Origin of the sequence: Bradyrhizobium sp. HKCCYLS3013, from assembly GCF_051167615.1 — a bacterium.
GTDB lineage: Bacteria > Pseudomonadota > Alphaproteobacteria > Rhizobiales > Xanthobacteraceae > Bradyrhizobium.
This window is the reverse complement of sequence record NZ_JBNPTK010000001.1, coordinates 819318-839700: the sequence shown is the minus strand read 5'-3', so window position 1 is coordinate 839700 and position 20383 is coordinate 819318. Positions and strand designations below refer to the sequence as shown.

The window sequence follows — 20383 nt, the reverse complement described above, 5'->3', positions numbered from 1 at the left end:
AAGCAGCTGCGTAGGGACCGGATCAGCCAATGCCGCGCGTTGAACAGATCTTCGACTATCGCTTTCCGAACATCGACATGGCCATCGTGAAAGTGAGACGGCCGCTGACCGAGCTCGCGGCAAGCCATGGCTGGACGGCGGAGACTTGGCAGGAGGACGGACTCGGCGACGCCTCAGGCGTGCTCCTCAGGCTCGGGTCGGGGCGCACTGTTCTTCTGATGGAGCTTCGCCATGCGGTCGAGCATCTCGGCGAGACGGGACCGACGGCCTTCATCGATGGCGCTGAGCTCGCCACACATGGGGTCGCAATCTTGCTCGCCGAACTCCTCGCGGCGCTGAGCTTGACGGAACAGGACACGAGCTGGATCGCGCCGCCCGAAAGCCAGCAAGCCGCGCTCGACTTCATAAACCATCTCCGCACCCTACCACCACCGCCGTCCGTCGGGCCGCCCGATAGCTACATGCACACAATCAATCCCCCGGACGGCGATATCGAAATCGAGTGCTATGGCGAGCTCGATCGGGATCGTTATCCGATCAGATGGATCAGGAAGTATCCCGGCGGCCGGTTTGAGACTTGCAGCTACGCCCAGGCGAACTGGCGCGACATGATGCCGGAAGGCGCGATTCCGTCCATTTCCGAGATCAATGATCTCAGCGGATTTTCCGCGCGCAATATCTCGGCTTCCGAATTTGAAGCGGCCTGGCGGGTCGCTCTGGGCTTCCAAGTGACGAGCGAGACGTAACGTCGCGGACGTCGCGCGTGTCGCCAAAGCCCCTGATTTGCAGGCCCGCCGCAGCCCGTAGCCCGGATGTCGCTGTGCTCATCCGGGCCACGCAACTGTCTCAGGTTTCCAGCTAATGTACGATCACGTTGAACCCTTCGTCCGCCGTCGGCGCCACGAAGTAGCTCGTGAACAGATCGAACTCCTCGTCGGTCACCGTGAAGGCGTGGCGGCCTTCCGCGTTGCGCGCGCGCAGCCGCGCCTTGCAGACCTCGTCGGGCACGTCGAGATGATGCAGCTGGTGCGGCGCGCCGGCTGCTTCGAACAGGCCGCGCATCCAGGCGCGGCTCGCCGGCGTGTTGGCGGGAAAGTCGAGCACGACGGAAACGCCGGCCCGCAACAGCGCAACGACGTGCGGCCCCATCACGCTGCGCAGCCGTGATGAATTGCGCACGTAGTCGGCCAGGGTGCTCTGCTCGCCGGGATAGAGCCGCGCCAGCCAGTCGTCCTCGGCGATCACGATGGTGCCTGTGCGCCGGCCTAGCGCGGCAGTGAGCGTCGATTTGCCCGCAGCGATCTTGCCGCACACGAGGTGCAGCGTGGCAGGATGAGAAGACATGGACGACCTCGCATACGGCGCCGCTTCGGGCGCCAAGAGCATTCACAGGCAGTTCTCACAGGCAAAGCGCCCGGCCCGACGGATCAGGCCGGGTCGGTAATTCGGCTGCTCAGTGCAGCGCCTGCGACGTGAATGCGGAAGGTCATGAGGATATATTTGACAGTTATTCGCGACGGCGTCCAGGCTGGGCCTCATCGGTTGCTCGAAACCGCGCCGCGATTGAGTTTGACTCGCAGGACGCAACCGCCTGCATGTCACGCACGCTGCGGTTCACGACTGAGTTGAAGCCACTTCAATGTTGCCGAATTGATCCACCGTGACGGGAGAAGACGACATCCCACATACTCCATTGCCAATGCGATGCCCGCTCCTGTAGGTCATTCCAAGGGACGGGAGCGTCAGCCGGTGGCTCGTCAGGGGCGTCAACGACAAGGCATCGCATCAGGACGACGTGAGGCGCGCATGCGCTCAGCGCGGCGGCGCGCAGCGCTGTCGCGGCTCGGCGGCGCTCTCGTCTGGTTTGCGGCATGGGCCCTGATCTTCCAGTCCGCGCTGGCGCTCTCCGCGATGAGCGCTGCGGTTGCGGCTCCCGACGCCGTCGCCATCATCTGTCAGAGCTCCGCCGACGCGCCGTCGTCGGACGACATCGGCACTGCGGCCAAGCAATGCGCGAGCTGTCCGTTCTGCGCGCTCGGGCGCGGCGTCACCGTCCCGCACGTACCCGCCGTGGCGCGGCCGATGCCGATGGTCGTGGCGATCCTGATCGAGCGGACCGACCTCGTTGCGGCACCCCGGCCTGCGCTCGAACTGCCGGTCGCTCGCGGACCACCGGCGGCCGTCTAGGCCGACACTCCAGACGTCTCATCCCGTCACGATGCGGCCGGTCTCGTCGGCGCGCGCTGTAGGCTGCCGTCCGGCGGCCGCCGCAGCGTGCCCGCAGCCGCCTCGTCGCGACATGTTCACGAGGCCACGGCGCGCTCGCCGCCAGGCGCCTCTCCCATTCCTATTCCGAGATCCCATCATGGACCATTGTTCGACACCCGTCCGGCGGCGGTTGCTCCGCTCAACCACCGTGCTCACATCGCCCGCGCTGCTGGCATTCGCTCTTTCGAGCCCCGCACTCGCGCAGGACCCATCGCAGGCTCGCTCCGGCACCACGCTGCCGCAGGTGACGGTCACTGTCCCACAGCCCCGCCCGGCCGCCCGAACGGCAGTCCGCCGCAGGGGCGCACATGCGGCGACGATCAATCCGGCAGCTGCGCCACCGCGGCAGGCGGCCTCATCCGACGGCATCGCCGCGCCACCCGGCGCCACTTCGGTTGCGCCGGGTGACTTCCTGGCGAAGCGGGCCACCACGAACGACACGGCTGCGCTATTTGCCGATGTGCCCGGCGTCAGCCTCTATTCGGCCGGCGGAGTCTCGAGCCTGCCAGCGATCCATGGCCTCGCCGACGACCGCCTGCGCATCAAGGTCGACGGCATGGACACCATCGCCTCGTGTCCCAATCACATGAACCCGGCGCTGTCCTACATCGATCCGGCCCAGGTCGCCGCGGCCAAGGTCTGGGCGGGCATCACGCCCGTGAGCGTCGGCGGCGACTCGATCGGCGGCACCGTCGCGGTCAACTCGCCGGCGGCCCTGTTCGCGGCGCCGGGGCAGAGCCTGCTGACCAAAGGCAGCATCGGCACGTTCTACCGCAGCAACGGCAACGTGCGCGGCGTCAACCTGTCGGCCACCATGGCCACCGAGAACTACAGCGTCAGCTACAGCGGCGCTGCGGTCAAGGCAGACAACTATACGGCCGGCGGCAACTTCAAGAACTTCACCCTGAGGAGCTCGATCACGCCGGTGCTCCCCCTCGATCAGGTCGGCTCATCCGCCTACGAGACCAGGAATCATCTGATGGGCGTCGCCTGGAGCAAGGACGGCCAGCTCATCGAGCTGAAGGCGGGGGTGCAGGAGGTCCCCTATCAGCTCTACCCGAACCAGCGCATGGACATGCTGGGCAACGATGCCTACAGCGTCAACCTGCACCATCTCGGCCGGTTCGACTGGGGCGATCTGGACACCCGCCTCTACCACCAGTCCGTCGATCACTACATGAACTTCGGCGGTGATCGGCTGTTCTCGTATGGCACGCTGAAGTCGCCGAACACGACGGGAGCAAGCTATCCGGTCAACGGCATGCCGATGTATACGCGCACCAAAACCAACGGCCTGACCTCCAAGGCCGACATCACGCTGTCGCCCCGCGACGTGGTCCGCGTCGGCGTCGATCTGCAGACCTACCGTCTCGACGACTGGTGGCCGCCGGCCCCCGATTGCGGCGTCGGCAACTGCATCGGCGGCATGGCGCCGCTGACGTTCTGGAACATCAACGGCGGCAAGCGCGACCGGGTCGGCGTGTTCAGCGAGTGGGAGGCGAAGTGGAGCCCGTCCTGGCTGTCGCTGCTGGGCGTCCGGTTCGAGCGCGTCGAGACCGACACCGGACCGGTCGTCGGCTACAACACCAGCACCACGCCGCTGACATCGGGATTCATGTCGGGCATGTACGAGACGAGCTCGGTCGGCTCCCGCGCGGCGTTCAACGCCATGGATCGCTCGCGAAAGGACAACAATATCGACCTGACGGCGCTGTTCCGGAACACGCCGAGCGTTCATCTCACCTTCGAGTTCGGCGCGATGCAGAAGACCCGGTCGCCAAATCTGTACGAACGCTATTCCTGGTCGCGCAACACCATGGCGCTGGAGATGAACAACTTCGTCGGCGACGGCAACGGCTATCTCGGAAACCCCGATCTGAGACCCGAGGTCGCCCATACCGTGAGCTTCACCGGCGCCTGGCACAGCGCCGACCATGAGGCCGAGCTTCGGCTCACCCCCTACTACACCCATGTGCGCGACTACATCGATGCGGTGCAGTGGAAGGCCGCCACCAACACCGCTGCCGTGCCTGCCGTCGCCAACCAGTTCGTGATCATGAAGTACATGAACCAGCCGGCACGGCTGTACGGCTTCGATCTGTCCGGCAAGGTGCCGCTGGGCAGCACGCCGGTCGGCGATTTCGGCCTGAAGGGAGTCCTGAGCTACACCAACGGCAGGAACCTCGACACCGGAAGCGGCCTCTACAACATCATGCCGATCAACGGCAAGCTGACGCTCACGCACCGGCTCGACGGCTGGGACAGCGGCCTCGAGCTGGTGATGGTGGGCCGCAAGTCCGACGTCTCCGTCGCGCGCAACGAGCTGAAGACCCCGGGCTACAGCCTGGTCAACCTGCGCAGCAACTACATCTGGCAGAAGCTGCGCATCAGCTTCGGCGTCGAGAACCTGTTCAACAAGCTCTACTACCTGCCGCTCGGCGGCGCCTATGTCGGCGAGGGCGCATCAATGTCGTTCAACAAGGAGGCCGGGACCGTCGCTGCCACCGGCGGCGGCGTATCGGGCACTGCGACGATGTGGGGCACCGCCGTTCCCGGTCCCGGACGTTCGTTCTATCTGGGGGCGAACCTGGAATTCTGACGCCGGCATTCGCAGCCCTGCCCTGTCCCGCCGCCCGGGACAGGGCGAGAGCGGACGCCAGCCCACAGCGTCGCGACGGGCGGCACGAGCGAGACGTAACGTCGCGCATCGCGCCATCTGCGATTCTCGGCCGAAATCGCGACCCTCACGAACTTGGAAAAGCTCTAAGAGCGATTCCAGCCGCCGCTCCGTTGACACATCGGGGCGGTTGCCGTCTCCACTGATCCCACGATGCATCGTATTTGAATTTGCTCATTGGAGGGATTGATGAGACTGACCATCGCCGCCGTGCTCGGTGCCGCACTCGCCGGCTTCGCCATCTCGCCGGCTCTGGCCGACGGCTACAAGGACTGCACCAAGCTCGACAAGGCCCAGTGGAAGCCGGCGGCCGAGGCGGAAGCCAAGGCCAAGGAAGCGGGCTACGAGGTGCGCCGCTCGAAGGTCGAGGGCTCCTGCTACGAGGTCTACGGCGTCAAGGGCGGCAAGCTGTATGAGCTGTTCTACAGCCCCGAGGATCTCAGCCTGAAGCACACGATCGCCAAGTAGTTGGCGCAAGCGTCGTCCAGCGTGCTGAACGACGTGACGTGAGAGCCATGCACGGCACAGCCCCCAGAGCCAGCCTGAAACGCCAGGACACCGCCGACACCGTGCAGGTCTGGGACCTGCCGCTGCGGCTGTGGCACTGGATGCTGGCCGTGCTGGTGCTCATCGCCTGGGTGACGCCGAACGTCCACGACGGGCTGCACCGGATTGCGGGCTACGCGATCCTCGGCCTGCTCGCCTTTCGCCTGATCTGGGGCATCATCGGTACGCGCCATTCGCGCTTCCGCAGTCTCCGTGCCCGGCTGCGCGCGACGCCGGCCTACCTGTGGAATCTGCGGCGCGGCAGGACCGGGCGCTATCTCGGGCTGAATCCCGCCGGCACGGCGATGCAGCTCGCACTGCTGCTGCTGCTGATCGTCTCCGCGGTGACCGGCGCGATGCAGGTGACCGTGCGGTTCTTCGGCATCTGGTGGGTCGAGGACACCCACGAGGTGACGTCCTATCTGCTGATCCCGCTGGTGGTGCTGCATGTCGCCGGCGTCGTGCTGGTGAGCCGCCTGCAGCACGAGAATCTCGCCCGCGCCATGCTGACCGGACGCAAGCTGCTGCGGCGAACGATGCAGCGTGGGCAGCAGTCCAGCACAAGAGTCGACTCATAAGCGACACACGGAACTCACAATCGCGCACCGTTGCGCTGATGTCACAGTTCCCGCAAAAGCCGCTCGCCACGGGCGTCGTGTTGTTGCACCTCGCCGCCAAGCGCCGAACAATCGCAGGTATCGGATACCTGACCGCCCCTCACCAGCAGGGGCTCGGATTTTGGGGAGACCGGATGATGAGCTCGCAGCAGCTTCTGACGCGTGCGTTGTGTCGGTCCGTTGTCCTGGTAGCTTGTGCGGCGGCTTGGCCCGCGGCTGCCGCCGAGATCGAGGCGGCGACGCCGCCCATCGTCGCGGAGCCGATCGCGACGTCGCCGCAGCCGACCGCAGCCGAGCCTGCGCTGACGACCGCGTCGATCACCCCATCGGCCGTCCTGCCCGCGGACGAACAGGCCGCGCCCGACGCGGCAACCGAACCGCCCCGGCCCACCGTCGCCAGCGCCGACCGCATCGAGATCCTCGACGAGTGCCCCGACATCGATGCCTGCATCGACCGCTATCTGTTCGCGCTGTATGAGCGCGCGCCGAAGCTCGACAAGATCCGGGAGACCGAGCGCCGCGTCGTCACGGTCAAGCGCAAGGGCCGCATGGTGAAGGTGACGCGCGCGTTCACCAAGCTCGTCGACAATGACTTCACCTGGAAGGATCCGAAGGCGGCCGACCGCGTCGGCCGCAGCATGATGGAGTATGTGATCGGCGGCATGGACCGCGGCTTCAAGCTGAAGCTGTTTCATACCCTGCACGCCGCCGAGGCCGCGGGTCTCGCGCCGGGCATCACCAGCGGATTCCGCGACGATTATCGGCAGGAGATCGCGAGCGGGCTGAAGGCCGCCAGCAACCGCTCCTATCACGGCGGCAGCCTGCGCGGCGGCTACGGCCATGGACTCGCGGCTGACATCGTCAGCGTCAACGGCGCGACGCGCGCGCAGCGCTGGATCGCGACCGAGGCGCTGTGGAAATGGGTCGACGCCAACGGCAAGACGTTCGGCATCGGCCGGCCCTATCTCGACCGCGACCCGCCGCATGTCGGCCCGGTCGACGGCGAGGAATATGCCAAGCATCGCGCGCCGGCCGTGAAGGTGGCGGCAGCGGAGACGAAGAAGCGCAAGCGGATCGCCGCGCGACCGGAGCATCACGCGGCCAAGCGCGCGAAGGCGGTCCGCGCGTCGGCGCTGGCGTCGCGGCGGACGGGGTGATTGCAAGCGTAGATTGCTACGCGTGTAGCTAAACCACGGACTTGACGACATCCTTCAGTGCGGTGAGCGATGCAGCGCCCTCTCCCCTTGTGGGAGAGGGCATCTCCGAACCATCCACGCACGCGGTCGGGTGAGGGGTCTCTCTCCGCGAGCGTTGCTCGTGGAGGCATTACCCCTCACCCAAACAGATTTGTGGCAGTCACCACCTTGCCCTCTCCCACAAGGGGAGAGGGCGCATTCATGGGCATCGCACTCGACTTGTCATCCTCAATCGCTACGATTGAGTTTGATAGTTACTTCGCGATCAAAACAAAAAAGGCCGGGGCAATGCCCCGGCCTTCGTCGTCTCGCCGCGCGTCGCGCCGGAACTCAGTAGCGGTAGTGGTCCGACTTGAATGGGCCTTCCGGCTTGACGCCGATATACGAAGCCTGGTCGGGACGCAGCTTGGTAAGGGTCACGCCGATCTTGGCGAGATGCAGCATCGCCACCTTCTCGTCCAGCGACTTCGGCAGCACGTAGACTTCCTTCTTGTACTTGCCGTCCTTGTTGTTGGCGTAAAGCTCGATCTGCGCCAGGGTCTGGTTGGTGAAGGACGCCGACATCACGAAGGACGGGTGGCCCATCGCATTGCCGAGGTTCACGAGGCGGCCTTCGGACAGCAGGATCATGCGCTTGCCGTCGGGGAAGGTGATCTCGTCGACCTGCGGCTTGATGTTGGTCCACTTCAGGTTCTTCAGCGAGGCGACCTGGATCTCGTTGTCGAAATGGCCGATGTTGCAGACGATGGCGCGATCCTTCATCGCGCGCATGTGCTCGATGGTGATGATGTCCTTGTTGCCGGTGGCGGTCACGAAGATGTCGGCGCGCGGCGCGGCGTCCTCCATCGTGACGACCTCATAGCCCTCCATCGCCGCCTGCAGAGCGCAGATCGGGTCGATCTCGGAGACCATGACGCGGCAGCCGGCCTGGCGCAGCGAGGCGGCCGAGCCCTTGCCGACGTCGCCGAAGCCCGCGACCATCGCGACCTTGCCCGACATCATCACGTCGGTGCCGCGGCGGATGCCGTCGACCAGCGACTCGCGGCAGCCATAGAGGTTGTCGAACTTCGACTTGGTGACGCTGTCGTTGACGTTGATCGCGGGCCACAGCAAGGTGCCGGCCTTCTGCATGTCGTACAGGCGATGCACGCCCGTGGTGGTCTCCTCCGAGACGCCCTTGATCGACTTGGCGATCTCGGCGAAGTAGCCCTTCGGCTTCTCCTTGAGCTGCTTCTTCAGAAGCGCGAAGAACACCTCCTCTTCCTCGGAGGCCGGCTTGTCGAGGAACGCCGCATCGCCGTTCTCGGCGCGCAGGCCGAGATGGACGTACATGGTGGCGTCGCCGCCGTCATCGAGGATCATGTTGGGATGGCCGCCGCCATGCCAGTCGAACAGTTTTGCGGTGTAGTCCCAGTAGTCGACCAGCGTCTCGCCCTTGACGGCGAACACCGGAATGCCGGCGGCGGCGATCGCGGCGGCCGCGTGGTCCTGGGTCGAATAGATGTTGCAGGAGACCCAGCGGATGTCGGCGCCGAGCGCCTTCAGCGTCTCGATCAGGACCGCGGTCTGGATGGTCATGTGCAGCGAGCCTGCGATGCGCGCGCCCTTCAGCGGCTGCTTCGGGCCATACTCCTCGCGCGTCGCCATCAGGCCGGGCATCTCGGTCTCAGCGAGCGAGATCTCCTTGCGGCCGAACTCGGCGAGCGAAATGTCCTTGACGATGTAGTCGTTGAAGGCGGTCATGAGATCATCCTCTGTCTTCGCGCGAACGCGACATTCAGCAAATCGAACAGCAATGGTTCGTCATGCCCGGCCTCGTGCCGGGCATCCACGTCGTCAGTCGTATCAGTCACCTCAACTCAAGACGTGGATGGCCGGGCCTCCGCCTCGCCGAAGCGGCTTCGGCCGCGCAGGCGGGACAAGCCCGGCCATGACGCCTCGAACATTCAGGCGGCAAGCGCCGGCAATGCTTACACCGCGCGCTTGAACGCCTCGGCGAGGTCGGTCTTCTCCCAGGAGAAGCCGCCCTCGTTGTCCGGCGTGCGGCCGAAATGACCGTAGGCCGCGGTGCGCGCGTAGATCGGGCGGTTGAGGTCGAGATGCGAGCGGATGCCGCGCGGGGTGAGGTTCATGACCTCGGCCGCCGCCTTCTCCAGCTTGTCCTCGGAAACCTTACCCGTGCCGTGGGTGTCGATGTAGATCGACAGCGGCCGCGCCACGCCGATCGCGTAAGCGAGCTGCAGCGTGCAGCGATCAGCCAGACCAGCGGCCACGATGTTCTTGGCGAGGTAGCGCGCAGCATAGGCCGCCGAGCGGTCGACCTTGGTCGGATCCTTGCCGGAGAACGCGCCGCCGCCATGCGGAGCCGCGCCGCCATAGGTGTCGACGATGATCTTGCGGCCGGTCAGGCCGGTGTCGCCATCGGGGCCGCCGATGAAGAACTTGCCGGTCGGGTTGATGTGCCAGATCGTGTCCTTGGTGATCCAGTCCTTCGGAAGCGCCTCGCGGACGTAGGGCTCGACGCGCTCGCGCACCTGCGCCGAGGTCATGTCCTCGACCAGATGCTGATGCGAGACGACGATCTCGCGCACGCCGACCGGCTTGCCGTTCTCATAGCGCACGGTGACCTGGCTCTTGGAGTCCGGGCCGAGCACCTTCTCGACGCCGGAGTGGCGGGCTTCGGAGATCAGGCGCAGGATCTTGTGGGCGTAGAAGATCGGCGCCGGCATCAGATCGGGCGTTTCGTTGCAGGCGTAGCCGAACATGATGCCCTGGTCGCCGGCACCCTCTTCCTTGACTTCGCCGGGCTGCAGCGCGTCGACGCCCTGGGCGATGTCGGCCGACTGCGGATGCAGCAGGATCTCGATGTCGCAGGTCTTCCAGTGAAAACCTTCCTGCTCGTAGCCGATGTCCTTGATGGCTTCGCGCACGACGTGCTCGATGTGCTCGTTGGTGACCGAGGCCGGGCCGCGGGTCTCGCCGGCGATCACGACCTTGTTGGTGGTGGCAAGCGTCTCGCAGGCGGCGCGGATCTGCCAGGGGTCGATGCCGGCCTTCGGCCCTTCACGGTAGAACAGGTCGACGATCTCGTCGGAAATACGGTCGCAGACCTTGTCCGGATGGCCCTCGGACACCGACTCCGAGGTGAACAGATAAGACGCGCGCATCAAGCAACCCCTTCTTTGCCGCCCACGGCGGTCATTTGTATTGATCCCAAGTCTCTCGATCCCAAGTCTCTTGATCCCAACTGTCCTGATCCCAGGATGTCAGTCGCGACGCCGCGAGATGACGTAGGACTCGTCGTAGAACCACAGCCCGTTGTGCTTTCGCAGAACCTCTCTGGCGGCGTCGAGCGCACGAGACGAGTGGGCCACCTCGGTCAGGCGGTCTTCCTCGATCTGCGCGACATACACCGCCGCGTTCCAGGCTGCAAAGGCCGTCGAGGTTCCGATCGCACCGGTGACCTCGTTGGGCAGAGCCTCCATCTCATACCTGAAAATCGAGCGATTGTCCGCATAGGCGTTAAAATTTAAGTCTCGCCCACTGGAGCCCAGCTCGTATTTCACGGCGCGCAATAGCTCATGGCGGCTGACCGAGAAAGGATTTTCTCCGGGCCAGACCGCCTGGATGATGTCCAGGCCGGGATCCTGGCCGTGGGAGTGGATTCCGATCAGCCGGCCGCCCGGCTTTAAGGCACGCGCCAGCGGTGCGATGATGCGCTTGGCGCGAAAATTGACCGAGGACCGGGCACGGTAGGGCTGGGAGGCGATGATCAGGTCGAAATTGGCCTCGACCCGTCCGGCCCGCGGGATGATGCCGTCGAGCAGAAAGCGGTGGTCCTCGCGGTACAGCACCAGCGCGATCGGCCGTTCATAGACCGGCATGCCGGTGCGCTGGGAGACGTTGGCGCGCCAGTTCTGCTCCAGAAACGGCTTCAGCGCGGTGATCTGGGCCTCGAAATCCCCGGACGAATCGCCCTGCAGCACGACCTCGTGCCAGATCATCGACGCCGCGACCGAAGGCGACGCCGGCGTCAGCCAGGGCGCCTCGGCATAGTTCATGTTGGTGAACACGAACACGCTGGCCGGATGCTCGAACAGCCGGTCCGGCACCTTCTCCAGTGTCAGCCGAACGTCCTCGAGGCTCAGCTCCTTGCCGGCGACATAGAACGGAATGTGCGGAAAACGGCCGTGCATGGTGCGCAGCACCTTCGACAGCACGGTGCCGTCGCCGACGCCGGCGTCGAACAGCCGCAGCGCCGGCGGCCGCGGATGGATGCTGGCGAGCTCGAGGCCGACACGCTCGGCCACCACCCGCTTCTCGCTGCAGGTGTGCACGAACAGCAGGTATTTCTGGCGGTTCTCGAAGAAGCGGAAATTGCTCTTGGGATCGCGCTTCTCCGGCACGACGTCGAGCCGCGGCGGCGGCAGCGTGCCGGTGGAAGCCGCGATATAGGCCTGGATGCGGTCCAGCGTATCGATGGTGATGCGCTTGCCCTCGCGCAGCCGCTGCACGAGCTTGCCGTCGTTCACGGCCCGCCGGCCGAACGTCGATTCCGCCATGTCCGACTGGCGGCAGAACTCCGTGATCTGGGCGAGCAGCTGGTCGTTCTTCATTCGGTCCGACGGGTGGGAAATGCAAGTGGGCAGCGCGCCCTTGGCCCAACCTCCTAGCACCATCTGCCCACCATTGGAAAGAGCCTGAACCCGGACCCTTCCGGACGCAACAAACCGGATAGGTTCCTGCCTCTCGTCCCCACGGTCCGTGCCGATGCGCCGCTCCCTCCTGCTGCCGATACCGCTGCTGGCTGCCCTCTGGACGTCTCCCGGCCTCGCCCAGTCGAAGTCCCAGCTCGGCCCGCTCTGCACCACCGAGACGACGCCTGCGGACCAGATGATCGCCGCCTGCAACAAGATCATCGCGCTGAAGGTGTTTTCCGGCAGCCAGCTGGCGACGATCTATTTCTGGCGCGCGGTCGGCTGGAACAAGAAGGGCGACTACACCCACGTGATCGCCGATGCCACCGAGGCGCTGCGGCTGGCACCGGCGCAGGCGATCTACAATCTGCGCGGCTCGGCCTACTACGACAAAGGCGAGTACGAGATCGCGATCGCCGACTTCAACGACGCCATCAAGAGCGGCGCGCCGAGCGGCACGCTCTTCCACAACCGCGGCAACGCCCATCGCGGCACCGGCGACTACGCCAAGGCGATCGCCGACTACGACCAGGCGATCAGGCTGATGCCGAAATCCGCGCTGTCCTGGCAGAATCGCGGCATCTCCAAGGAAGCGACGGGCGACCTCGACGGCGCGCTTGGCGACATCAACGAGGCGATCCGGCTCGATCCGGCGCTGGCCTCGCCGCTGATCAACCGCAGTGTGATCTGGCGCGCCAAGGGCCATCTCGACCGCGCCGTCGCCGACGCTTCGGAGGCGGTCCGGCTCGCGCAGAATCCGCCGGCCAACGTGATGACGCCGCCGGGCAGCGTCGTCATCGCTGCCCATGTGCATCGTGCGCTGGCCTATGAGGCCAAGGGCGAGTTCGACGCGGCCAAGGCGGATTACGCCGCGGCGCTGACGCCGACCGCATCCGATGCCGGCAGCAAGGCCAACCAGGCCACCGCCAGGGTGCGTCTGTCGCTGCTGTCGGAGGCGGTGGTGCGCCCCCAGCCGCAGCCGGAATCCACGGCCCCCTCCTCGGCCGCAGCGGCGCCGACGGGGCAGCGCATGGCGCTGGTCATCGGCAACGGGGCCTACGCTCACGTGCAGCCACTGCCCAATCCGCCGCGCGATGCGCGAGCAATCGCCAGGAGCCTGCGCGACATCGGCTTCACGGTGACCGAGGGCATCGATCTCGACCGCGCGGCGATGCAGGCCAAGACGCGCGACTTCCTGCGCGAGGCGACGCGGGCGCAGGTGGCCGTCGTGTTCTATGCCGGCCACGGCGTGCAGATCGACGGCCGCAACTATCTCCTGCCCACCGACATCGCACCGTCCGCGGGCAGCGATGTGGTCACGGCAATGGTCGACATGGACCAGATCCTGGCCGGGCTCGACGACCAGGTCCGCACCAACATCCTGATCCTCGATGCCTGCCGCAACAATCCGTTCGCGCCGCCGGAGACCGCAAGCGCCGGACCCGGCCGGGGTCTCAGCGCCAGCGGGCTGGCCGCACCATCGTCGCTCGGTGCCGGCGCGACGTCCGGGGCCGGCACGCTGATCGCGTTCGCGACCGCGCCGGGCAAGGTCGCGCTCGACGGCGACGGCGACAACAGCCCGTTCTCGGCGGCGCTGACCCGCCACATCGGCACGCCCGGGCTCGAGGTGCAGCAGATGCTGACGCGCGTACGCGCCGAGGTCGTGGCCGGCACCAAGAACCGGCAGGTGCCGTGGTCGAATTCCTCGCTGCTTGGCGAAGTCTATCTGGCGGCGAGATAAACCTGCGGCTGGGCAGGCACTGCCACAGCCCGACCATCACAGCCCGCGAGACAGGTGCGGCACGCCCGAATCCTGATATCCTTTCTGAACAATGGAGACCAAGCGTGTCGCCGTCGGCCCGCCGCATCGCCGACACGATCCGCTAGCAACAAGTTCGTCTCGAAGGATGAGGGAGGCTCGCATGATCGGTCGTTTCGTTGTCGGACTAGGTGTGTCGCTCGTGCTGGCGGCAGGCCCGGCGCTCGCCGACGATGTCAGCGGCGTCTGGCTGCGCGAAAGCGGCGCCTCCAAGGTCAGATTCGCGCCCTGCGGCGGCGCCATCTGCGGCACGCTGGTCTGGATCAAGGAAGGCACGGTTACCCCCGCCAAGGTCGGCCAGCGGCTGTTCTCCGGCATGAAGCCGACCGGACCCAACGCCTGGGCCGGCAGCTACAGCAATCCCGACGACGGCAAGACCTACGATGCCAAGATGACCCTGTCCGGCGGCACGCTGACCACGGCCGGCTGCGCCTTCGGCGGCGTCATCTGCCGTTCCTCGACCTGGACGCGGACGAATTAGAGCTCCGTTTGCGAATTCATCCTACGGTCGGGTCACATCAGGGCATCGATCGTCCATATGGCAGCGAAAACGCAGGCGCGGCTGGGATTCGTGCTGTTTGCGGTGATCACCGCGGCAGCCGCGACGTTCGTGCTGGCACGCCGCTCGGCGACACCGTCCGGCAGCGACCACCGCATGGTCCGCCAGCTCGTCGTCCACTACAATCTGCTGGCTCGCCCCGATGACCCGATCATCGTGCTCGGTGACAGCATCGTCGAGGCGGCGACGCTGCCGGCCAACGCCTGCGGGCATCCGGTCGTCAACGCCGGTCTCGCCGGCGCCGGGACGCGCAGCGATCTCGCCGGCTGGCTGAAGCCCGCACTCGGGCCGAAACGGCCGTTCGCGATCATCGTCTCGCTCGGCGTGAACGACGCGCTGGCCGCCAAGCCCGACTCCAGCGAGGTCTTCGCTGCGCGCTACGAGGCCCTGCTGCGCGAGCTGTCAAAGCTCACCACGCGCATCTTCATCGCCGAGTTTCCCTCCGTCGAGGCGCGCGGGCCATTCACGCCGGCCATGGAGAAGGCCGCCACGGCGAGCATCACCGGCTATCGCGCCGTGCTGCCGGACCTCGCAAGGCGCACCGGCGCGACCTTCCTGCCCCTGCCGCCGATGGAATCGCCGTTCACGCTCGAAGGCATCCATCTGAATGCCACGGGCTATCGGTCCTGGGACCAGGCGATCCTGCAAGGAACCGAGCTCGCCTGCCGCTGATCCGCAGGCTGCGAAAACATTCCTTCACTTCGCGCCGGCTAGGATTGGGCGCACATCCCGTCGAGACGGTTAACGATCACCGCATGGCCCTGCCTCACACATCGACATCGTCTGGGACTCACAAGCTGCTCGGGCTCGAGCTGCTGCGTTTCATCGCCACGATCTCGGTGCTGTTGTGGCACTATCCGCACTTCGCCTACGTCGCCGACGCGCCGGTCGATCTCGTCCGAAGCGAATTGCCATTCTACCGCGTGCTGTTCCCGTTCTACGAGCTCGGCGAATACGGCGTGGTGATCTTCTGGTGCATCTCCGGGTTCATCTTCTTCTGGAAGTACAGCGCGCTCGTCCCGGATGGCGCGGTCGACGGCTGGACCTTCTTCGTCAACCGGCTGTCGCGGCTCTATCCGCTGCATCTCGCAACGCTGCTGCTGGTCGCGGGGCTGCAGGCCCTCTATGTCGCGCAGCACGGCTTCTTCTTCGTCTACCAGAGCAACGATCTCGCTCATTTCGTCGCCCAGCTTTTCATGGCGAGAGACTGGCTGCCGCCGACCGGGGTCAGCTTCAACGGCCCGATCTGGTCGGTCTCGATCGAGGTGCTGGTCTATGCCGCGTTCTTCCTGGCGCTGCGTTTCGTCACCGCATCGCCGCTGTTGAACCTGGCGATGATCCTGGCCGGGATCGCGAGCGGGACGCTGGTCGGAAAATGTTTCGTGTTCTTCTATGCTGGTGGCCTCGCCGCGATGGCGCGGCAGAGCGTTGCCGATGCCCCGTACCGGCCAAAACTGGAGGCGCTCGCCGCCTGCGCCGTCGTCGGCATTCCCTTGGCGCTGCGGGTGTCAGGCATCGCGCTCGCCGAGCGCGCGGCAGCGCTCCTGCTCGTCTACACACCGCTCCTGTTGTTCGTCTGCACAACCCCGCTGACACTGCCCAAGCGTGTCGAAGATCTGCTGCAGGCCGCGGGCAACATGACCTATTCGTGCTACCTGCTGCACTTCCCGATCCAGCTCATGATCGCGCTGGCATTCGCGTCCTGGGGCCAACCGATCCCGTACGGCAGCCAGCTGTTCTGGATCGGCTTCATGGGACTGACCCTGACGGCGGCATATCTCACTTATGCCGGCTTCGAGGCCCCCGCCCAGCGACTGATCCGCCGCGCGCTGCTGCGCAAAAACGAAGCGGGGCGGATTGCTCCGGCCCCGCTCCCGCACCACTGATCAATCATCACAGCGACGCCTGCTGTCGCAGGCGGGCGCTGCATTGATTGCCTGAATTACTTCCCCCAGATCTCCTCGGCGAGCTCGACGCAGAGGCGCAGCTTGGCCCACTGCTCTTCCTCGCTCAGGATGTTGCCTTCCTCGGTGGAGGCGAAGCCGCATTGAGGCGACAGCGCGAGCTGGTCGAGCGGGGCGAACTTCGAGGCCTCTTCCAGGCGGCGCTTGATGTCGTCCTTCTTCTCGAGCTCGCCGACCTTCGAGGTGACGAGACCGACGACGACGACCTTGTTGCCCTTGGGCAGGAAGCGCAGGGGCTCGAAGCCGCCGGCACGCTCGCTGTCATATTCCAGGAAATAGCCGTCGTAGTTGGTATTGGCGAGCATGGTCTCCGCAACCGGCTCGTAGCCGCCCGAGGAGATCCACGTCGAGCGGAAATTGCCGCGGCAGACATGGGTGGTGATGGTCATGTCGGCGGGACGCTCGGCGATCGCGTAGTTGATGATGCGCGAATAGATCTGCTGCAGGCCGTCGGGATTGTCGCCGCGCTCGCGCGCCTTCTTCAGCTCGTCCTGCGAGCACAGATAGGCCCACACGGTGTCGTCGAACTGCAGATAGCGGCAGCCGGCGTCGTAGAACGCCTTCACGGCCTTGCGGTAGGTCTTGCCGAGATCCTCGTAGAAGGCGTCGAGATCGGGATAGACGTCCTTGGAGATCGATTTGCGGCCGCCTCGGAAGTGCAGCACGGCCGGCGACGGGATCGTCATCTTCGCCGTCACATGCGCCGTATCGGCGTGCTTCTTCAGGAAGCGGAAATGGTCGAGCATCGGATGATCGGCCGGGAAGTCGAGCTTGCCGATAACGCGCACCGCGTCATGACGGGTCTGCACGCCGGTGAACTGAATACCGGCGTCCGGGTGAAACAGCTCGCAGCCGGTCAGCTTGGCGAGGAAGTCGAAATGCCACCAGGAGCGGCGGAACTCGCCGTCGGTCGCAAGCTTCAGGCCGGTCGAGGCCTGGCGATGCACGACCTTCTCGATCTCCATGTCCTCGATCTTTGCGAGGTCGGCCGCCGAGATCTCGCCCTTCTCGAGCTTGGCGCGGGCTTCCTTGATCTTCTGCGGCCGCAAGAGGCTGCCGACTTCGTCGGCGCGGAATGGGGGCTTGGTGCGTTGCATGTGCTCACTCCTTGGAAGGCGTCGATTCGTTGGATAGGGTTGTTGGACCGGCCGCGATCTGTCCTGGCTGGTCACCTGGGCAAAGCGTGATGGACTGGGTCCATCCCCTACCCCGTATCCGGTCGGTATACAATTCTGTCGAAGAGAGATCGTGGAGAGGCACGGCGCGATCCATGCCAGGTGCGGTGGTCTGGCCAATTCCGACCGCGTTCGATGGGCAATCTTGAGGTGACCCCATCAAATCCGTCTCCAGGCAAAGCGCCCTCGGGATAACGAGGCTCCGGCCGCCAGGGCGTCACAACTGGATTCTGCATACCGATGTTGACGACGGCCGCGCCATACCGCCAGACCTTCCGCGCGACCTCGGTCGATTGCGCGAGCCACGCTGTCCCCGCAACCAATGATGACGCTTCGGCTCGTCGCGTTCAAGCCTATCGATCAGGTCAGTGCGCGGCGGCGCTCGCGACGCCGAGATGCCGCTCCAGGGGCGCCGGATCGGCCTTCAAGGCGCTCGACGGCGCATCGTGCACGATGGTGCCGCGCTCCAGGATCACGACACGGTCGGCCAGCGCCAGCAGCTTCTGCGCGTGCTGCTCGACGATGATGGAGCACAGCCCGCCGGCGCGGCTAATGGTGCCGATCGCAGCCAGCAGCTCCTCGACGATGATCGGCGCGAGGCCTTCGGTCGGCTCATCCAGCAGCAGCACCTTGGGATTGAGCGTCAGCGCGCGGCCGATCGCCAGCATCTGCTGCTCGCCGCCGGAAAGCTGGTTGCCGAAATTGTTGCGCCGCTCCTTGAGCCGCGGAAACATCTGGTAGACGCGCTCGACCGTCCAGGGTCCGGGCTGCGCCACCGCGGTCATGTTCTCCTCCACCGTGAGCGAGCGGAAGATGTTGCGCTCCTGCGGCACCCAGCCGATGCCGGCGCGGGCGCGCTGGTCGGCGCGAAGAGCCGTGATGTCGGTGCCGGCCAACGCGAGCTTGCCGGAGAAGCGGCGGGTGACTCCGACGATGGAGTTGATCAGCGTGGTCTTGCCGGTGCCGTTGCGGCCGAGCAGCGCCAGCACCTGCCCCTCGGGCAGCTTCAGCGACATGTCCGGCAGCACGACCGCCTGGCCGTAGCCGGCGCGCAGGTTCTCGATTGTCAGCAGATCGGTCATCACGCGGCCTCGCCGAGATAGACGGCCTTGACCTGCGGATCGCGCGCGACCTCGTCGGGCGCGCCCTCGACCAGCAGCGCGCCGGAGACGAGAACCGAGATGCGGTCGGCGAAGGAGAAGACGAGATCCATGTCGTGCTCGATCAAGAGCACCGTCACGTCGCGCGGCAGCGCCGCGACGGCGGCGAGAATATCCTTGCGCTCGCCCTCGGGCACGCCGGCGGCGGGCTCGTCGAGGAGCAGAACGCGCGGGCGCGCGGCGATCGCGACCGCGATCTCCAGCAGGCGCTGCTTGCCATAGGGCAAGGTCGAGGTGCGATCGTTCATCACGTCGAGTAGCCGGAAGCGTTCCAAGGTCTCGGCGATCTCGGCATTGATGTCGTCGCGCGTGCCCATGCGCCGCCACCAGTTGCCGCCGCCGCCGAGTCGCTCGGAGACCGCGAGCCCGATCGTCTCCAGCGGCGTGAGGTCCGGATAGAGCTGGTTGATCTGGAAGGTGCGCGACAGGCCGCGCAGCACGCGCTTGTGCACGGGCAGGTCGGTGATCTCCTGGCCCTCGAGCAGGATGCGCCCCCCGCTCGGCTCGAGCACGCCGGTGAGCTGATTGATGACCGTGGTCTTGCCGGCGCCGTTCGGCCCGATCAGCGCATGGCGCGCGCCCGGCGCGATCTGCAGCGACAGATTGCGGGTGACATGGAGGCCGCCAAAATGCTTGTCGAGGCCGCGGGTTTCCAATGCGTAGGTCATGGCGCCTCGTTATCGGTGAGGGCCACCGCGGCCTTGCGGCCGGCGATCTGCCGAAGGATGAGATTGGGCAGCCACAGCGCATAGGCGTGGATGCGATGGCGGCCGACCAGAACGATGACGACGAGCACGAGGCCGATCCAGAACATCCAGTATTGCGGCGTGATCCACTGGAACAGCTCCTGCAGCATCCGGAACACGGCGGCGCCGATCAGCCCGCCATAGAGATAGCCGGATCCGCCGATGACCAGCATCAGCACGAGGTCGGCGGAGCGCTCGAACGAGAACACGTCGAGCGAGGCCAGCGCCGTGGTCTGGGTGAACAGCGCCCCGGCAATGCCGGCGTAGAACGCGCCGACGGTGTAGATCGCGATCAGGCGCTTGTTGACGGGAATGCCGACGGCGGCGGCGCGCAACGGATTGTTCTTGATCGCGCGCAGCGACAGACCGAAGGGGGAATGCACGATTGTCCGCGCCAGCAGGAACAGCACGAACAGCACCGCGAGCGCATAGAAGAACCCGGTCTTGCCGAACATGTCGAAGGCGAACACGCCGAAGATCGGCTGGATGTCGATGCCCTGGAGACCGTCGGTACCGCCGGTGATGTTGGAGAAGCGCTCCGCCAGCGCCTCCATCAACAGCGCGATGCCGAGCGTCACCATCAGCCGCGTCAGGTCGACGCCGCGGATGACCAGGAAGCTGGTGGCGAAGCCAAGCACGGTGGCGGTGAGGCCGGCCACGATCAGCGCCAACACCGGCTCGTTGATGATGCCGTGCACCGAGAGCAGGCCCGCGCAATAGGCGCCGACGCCGAAGAAGGCGGCGTGGCCGAGCGAGACGATGCCAGCATAGCCGAGGATCAGGTCGAGCGACAGCGCGAACAGCGCCAGCCGCAGGATCTCGGTCATGATCAGGTAGCGCGAGGGAAACGCGAGGCCAACCGCCAGCACGACGATCCAGAAGGCGAACTCGCTCCAGTGCCAGCGGCCGTGCTGCCTGGCGTGAAATCCGACCTCGGTTTGTGCGTTCGTGGTCATGCG

At 65.8% G+C, this 20383-nt stretch carries 18 protein-coding genes; 10 read left to right on the top strand and 8 right to left on the bottom strand.

Features of this window, described 5'->3' with window-relative positions:
• The first annotated feature begins 29 nt into the window (after positions 1 to 29).
• Entirely contained in the window at positions 30 to 746 is a 717-nt protein-coding gene (locus ACQR1F_RS04040) for a DUF6881 domain-containing protein (protein ID WP_315803531.1), read from the top strand.
• A 112-nt stretch (positions 747 to 858) separates the two neighbouring features.
• Here the strand turns inward: ACQR1F_RS04040 and ACQR1F_RS04035 are convergent, their stop codons facing one another.
• Entirely contained in the window at positions 859 to 1344 is a 486-nt protein-coding gene (locus ACQR1F_RS04035; protein ID WP_315803532.1) for an AAA family ATPase, read from the bottom strand.
• Between the two features lie 462 nt (positions 1345 to 1806).
• On the opposite strand from ACQR1F_RS04035, the gene ACQR1F_RS04030 reads away from it, so the two are divergent.
• From ACQR1F_RS04030 to ACQR1F_RS04010, 5 genes are all read left to right on the top strand, one after another.
• Entirely contained in the window at positions 1807 to 2187 is a 381-nt protein-coding gene (locus tag ACQR1F_RS04030; protein ID WP_315803533.1) for a hypothetical protein, read from the top strand.
• A 229-nt stretch (positions 2188 to 2416) separates the two neighbouring features.
• The gene (locus ACQR1F_RS04025) at positions 2417 to 4867 is read left to right on the top strand and encodes a TonB-dependent receptor (RefSeq protein ID WP_434912553.1); all 2451 of its coding nucleotides are present in this window, start codon (positions 2417 to 2419) and stop codon (positions 4865 to 4867) included.
• Positions 4868 to 5134: 267 nt separating this feature from the next.
• Complete coding sequence (locus ACQR1F_RS04020) at positions 5135 to 5413, top strand: PepSY domain-containing protein (protein WP_315768752.1); 279 nt, start codon at positions 5135 to 5137, stop codon at positions 5411 to 5413.
• A 47-nt stretch (positions 5414 to 5460) separates the two neighbouring features.
• Positions 5461 to 6069 carry a cytochrome b/b6 domain-containing protein gene (locus ACQR1F_RS04015; protein ID WP_315803535.1) on the top strand — a complete coding sequence of 203 codons (609 nt, stop codon included), beginning with the start codon at positions 5461 to 5463 and terminating at the stop codon, positions 6067 to 6069.
• 173 nt (positions 6070 to 6242) lie between these two features.
• Complete coding sequence (locus ACQR1F_RS04010) at positions 6243 to 7265, top strand: hypothetical protein (RefSeq protein WP_315803536.1); 1023 nt, start codon at positions 6243 to 6245, stop codon at positions 7263 to 7265.
• 369 nt (positions 7266 to 7634) lie between these two features.
• Here ACQR1F_RS04010 and ahcY read toward each other — a convergent pair whose 3' ends face one another.
• The 3 genes from ahcY to ACQR1F_RS03995 all read right to left on the bottom strand — a co-directional run bounded on the left by ahcY (position 7635) and on the right by ACQR1F_RS03995 (position 11920).
• The gene (gene ahcY, locus ACQR1F_RS04005) at positions 7635 to 9047 is read right to left on the bottom strand and encodes an adenosylhomocysteinase (RefSeq protein ID WP_315803537.1); all 1413 of its coding nucleotides are present in this window, start codon (positions 9045 to 9047) and stop codon (positions 7635 to 7637) included.
• Between the two features lie 227 nt (positions 9048 to 9274).
• The gene (metK, locus tag ACQR1F_RS04000; protein ID WP_315803538.1) at positions 9275 to 10471 is read right to left on the bottom strand and encodes a methionine adenosyltransferase; all 1197 of its coding nucleotides are present in this window, start codon (positions 10469 to 10471) and stop codon (positions 9275 to 9277) included.
• 99 nt (positions 10472 to 10570) lie between these two features.
• A complete protein-coding gene (locus ACQR1F_RS03995) occupies positions 10571 to 11920 on the bottom strand; it encodes a hypothetical protein (protein WP_172112675.1) in 1350 nt (449 codons plus the stop codon).
• A gap of 154 nt (positions 11921 to 12074) precedes the next feature.
• Here ACQR1F_RS03995 and ACQR1F_RS03990 point away from each other — a divergent pair, with 154 nt between their 5' ends.
• The 4 genes from ACQR1F_RS03990 (at position 12075) to ACQR1F_RS03975 (ending at position 16265) form a co-directional block, all read left to right on the top strand.
• The gene (locus ACQR1F_RS03990; RefSeq protein ID WP_434837794.1) at positions 12075 to 13742 is read left to right on the top strand and encodes a caspase family protein; all 1668 of its coding nucleotides are present in this window, start codon (positions 12075 to 12077) and stop codon (positions 13740 to 13742) included.
• 181 nt (positions 13743 to 13923) lie between these two features.
• Positions 13924 to 14301 carry a DUF2147 domain-containing protein gene (locus tag ACQR1F_RS03985; RefSeq protein ID WP_316238914.1) on the top strand — a complete coding sequence of 126 codons (378 nt, stop codon included), beginning with the start codon at positions 13924 to 13926 and terminating at the stop codon, positions 14299 to 14301.
• 57 nt (positions 14302 to 14358) lie between these two features.
• Entirely contained in the window at positions 14359 to 15051 is a 693-nt protein-coding gene (locus tag ACQR1F_RS03980; RefSeq protein WP_316238915.1) for an SGNH/GDSL hydrolase family protein, read from the top strand.
• 83 nt (positions 15052 to 15134) lie between these two features.
• A complete protein-coding gene (locus ACQR1F_RS03975; protein WP_434912552.1) occupies positions 15135 to 16265 on the top strand; it encodes an acyltransferase family protein in 1131 nt (376 codons plus the stop codon).
• A gap of 56 nt (positions 16266 to 16321) precedes the next feature.
• On the opposite strand, the gene ACQR1F_RS03970 is transcribed toward ACQR1F_RS03975, so the two are convergent.
• The 4 genes from ACQR1F_RS03970 to ACQR1F_RS03955 all read right to left on the bottom strand — a co-directional run bounded on the left by ACQR1F_RS03970 (position 16322) and on the right by ACQR1F_RS03955 (position 20380).
• Positions 16322 to 17440 (bottom strand): cobalamin-independent methionine synthase II family protein, encoded by a 1119-nt coding sequence (locus ACQR1F_RS03970; protein WP_315803544.1) that lies wholly within the window; start codon positions 17438 to 17440, stop codon positions 16322 to 16324.
• Positions 17441 to 17883: 443 nt separating this feature from the next.
• Positions 17884 to 18600: an ABC transporter ATP-binding protein gene (locus tag ACQR1F_RS03965; RefSeq protein WP_315803545.1), complete on the bottom strand. Its 717-nt coding sequence runs from the start codon at positions 18598 to 18600 to the stop codon at positions 17884 to 17886.
• Positions 18600 to 19346, bottom strand: coding sequence for an ABC transporter ATP-binding protein (locus tag ACQR1F_RS03960; RefSeq protein WP_434912551.1), 747 nt, complete (start codon positions 19344 to 19346; stop codon positions 18600 to 18602). Before ACQR1F_RS03960 ends, ACQR1F_RS03965 begins: the two co-directional genes overlap by 1 nt.
• The gene (locus ACQR1F_RS03955; RefSeq protein ID WP_316238918.1) at positions 19343 to 20380 is read right to left on the bottom strand and encodes a branched-chain amino acid ABC transporter permease; all 1038 of its coding nucleotides are present in this window, start codon (positions 20378 to 20380) and stop codon (positions 19343 to 19345) included. The genes ACQR1F_RS03960 and ACQR1F_RS03955 overlap by 4 nt, the downstream gene beginning before the upstream one ends.
• Between the last annotated feature and the right edge of the window lie 3 nt (positions 20381 to 20383).

Excerpts from the sequence above, each read along its gene's own strand:
- ACQR1F_RS03985 (WP_316238914.1), top strand. The coding sequence starts at position 13,924 with ATGATCGGTCGTTTCGTTGTCGGACTAGGTGTGTCGCTCGTGCTGGCG.
- ACQR1F_RS03970 (WP_315803544.1), bottom strand. The coding sequence starts at position 17,440 with ATGCAACGCACCAAGCCCCCATTCCGCGCCGACGAAGTCGGCAGCCTC.
- metK (WP_315803538.1), bottom strand. The coding sequence starts at position 10,471 with ATGCGCGCGTCTTATCTGTTCACCTCGGAGTCGGTGTCCGAGGGCCAT.
- ACQR1F_RS03960 (WP_434912551.1), bottom strand. The coding sequence starts at position 19,346 with ATGACCTACGCATTGGAAACCCGCGGCCTCGACAAGCATTTTGGCGGC.
- ACQR1F_RS03965 (WP_315803545.1), bottom strand. The coding sequence starts at position 18,600 with ATGACCGATCTGCTGACAATCGAGAACCTGCGCGCCGGCTACGGCCAG.
- ACQR1F_RS04020 (WP_315768752.1), top strand. The coding sequence starts at position 5,135 with ATGAGACTGACCATCGCCGCCGTGCTCGGTGCCGCACTCGCCGGCTTC.
- ACQR1F_RS04010 (WP_315803536.1), top strand. The coding sequence starts at position 6,243 with ATGATGAGCTCGCAGCAGCTTCTGACGCGTGCGTTGTGTCGGTCCGTT.
- ACQR1F_RS04015 (WP_315803535.1), top strand. The coding sequence starts at position 5,461 with ATGCACGGCACAGCCCCCAGAGCCAGCCTGAAACGCCAGGACACCGCC.
- ACQR1F_RS03975 (WP_434912552.1), top strand. The coding sequence starts at position 15,135 with ATGGCCCTGCCTCACACATCGACATCGTCTGGGACTCACAAGCTGCTC.
- ACQR1F_RS04040 (WP_315803531.1), top strand. The coding sequence starts at position 30 with ATGCCGCGCGTTGAACAGATCTTCGACTATCGCTTTCCGAACATCGAC.
- ACQR1F_RS04030 (WP_315803533.1), top strand. The coding sequence starts at position 1,807 with ATGCGCTCAGCGCGGCGGCGCGCAGCGCTGTCGCGGCTCGGCGGCGCT.
- ACQR1F_RS04035 (WP_315803532.1), bottom strand. The coding sequence starts at position 1,344 with ATGTCTTCTCATCCTGCCACGCTGCACCTCGTGTGCGGCAAGATCGCT.
- ahcY (WP_315803537.1), bottom strand. The coding sequence starts at position 9,047 with ATGACCGCCTTCAACGACTACATCGTCAAGGACATTTCGCTCGCCGAG.
- ACQR1F_RS03980 (WP_316238915.1), top strand. The coding sequence starts at position 14,359 with ATGGCAGCGAAAACGCAGGCGCGGCTGGGATTCGTGCTGTTTGCGGTG.
- ACQR1F_RS03995 (WP_172112675.1), bottom strand. The coding sequence starts at position 11,920 with ATGAAGAACGACCAGCTGCTCGCCCAGATCACGGAGTTCTGCCGCCAG.
- ACQR1F_RS03990 (WP_434837794.1), top strand. The coding sequence starts at position 12,075 with ATGCGCCGCTCCCTCCTGCTGCCGATACCGCTGCTGGCTGCCCTCTGG.
- ACQR1F_RS03955 (WP_316238918.1), bottom strand. The coding sequence starts at position 20,380 with ATGACCACGAACGCACAAACCGAGGTCGGATTTCACGCCAGGCAGCAC.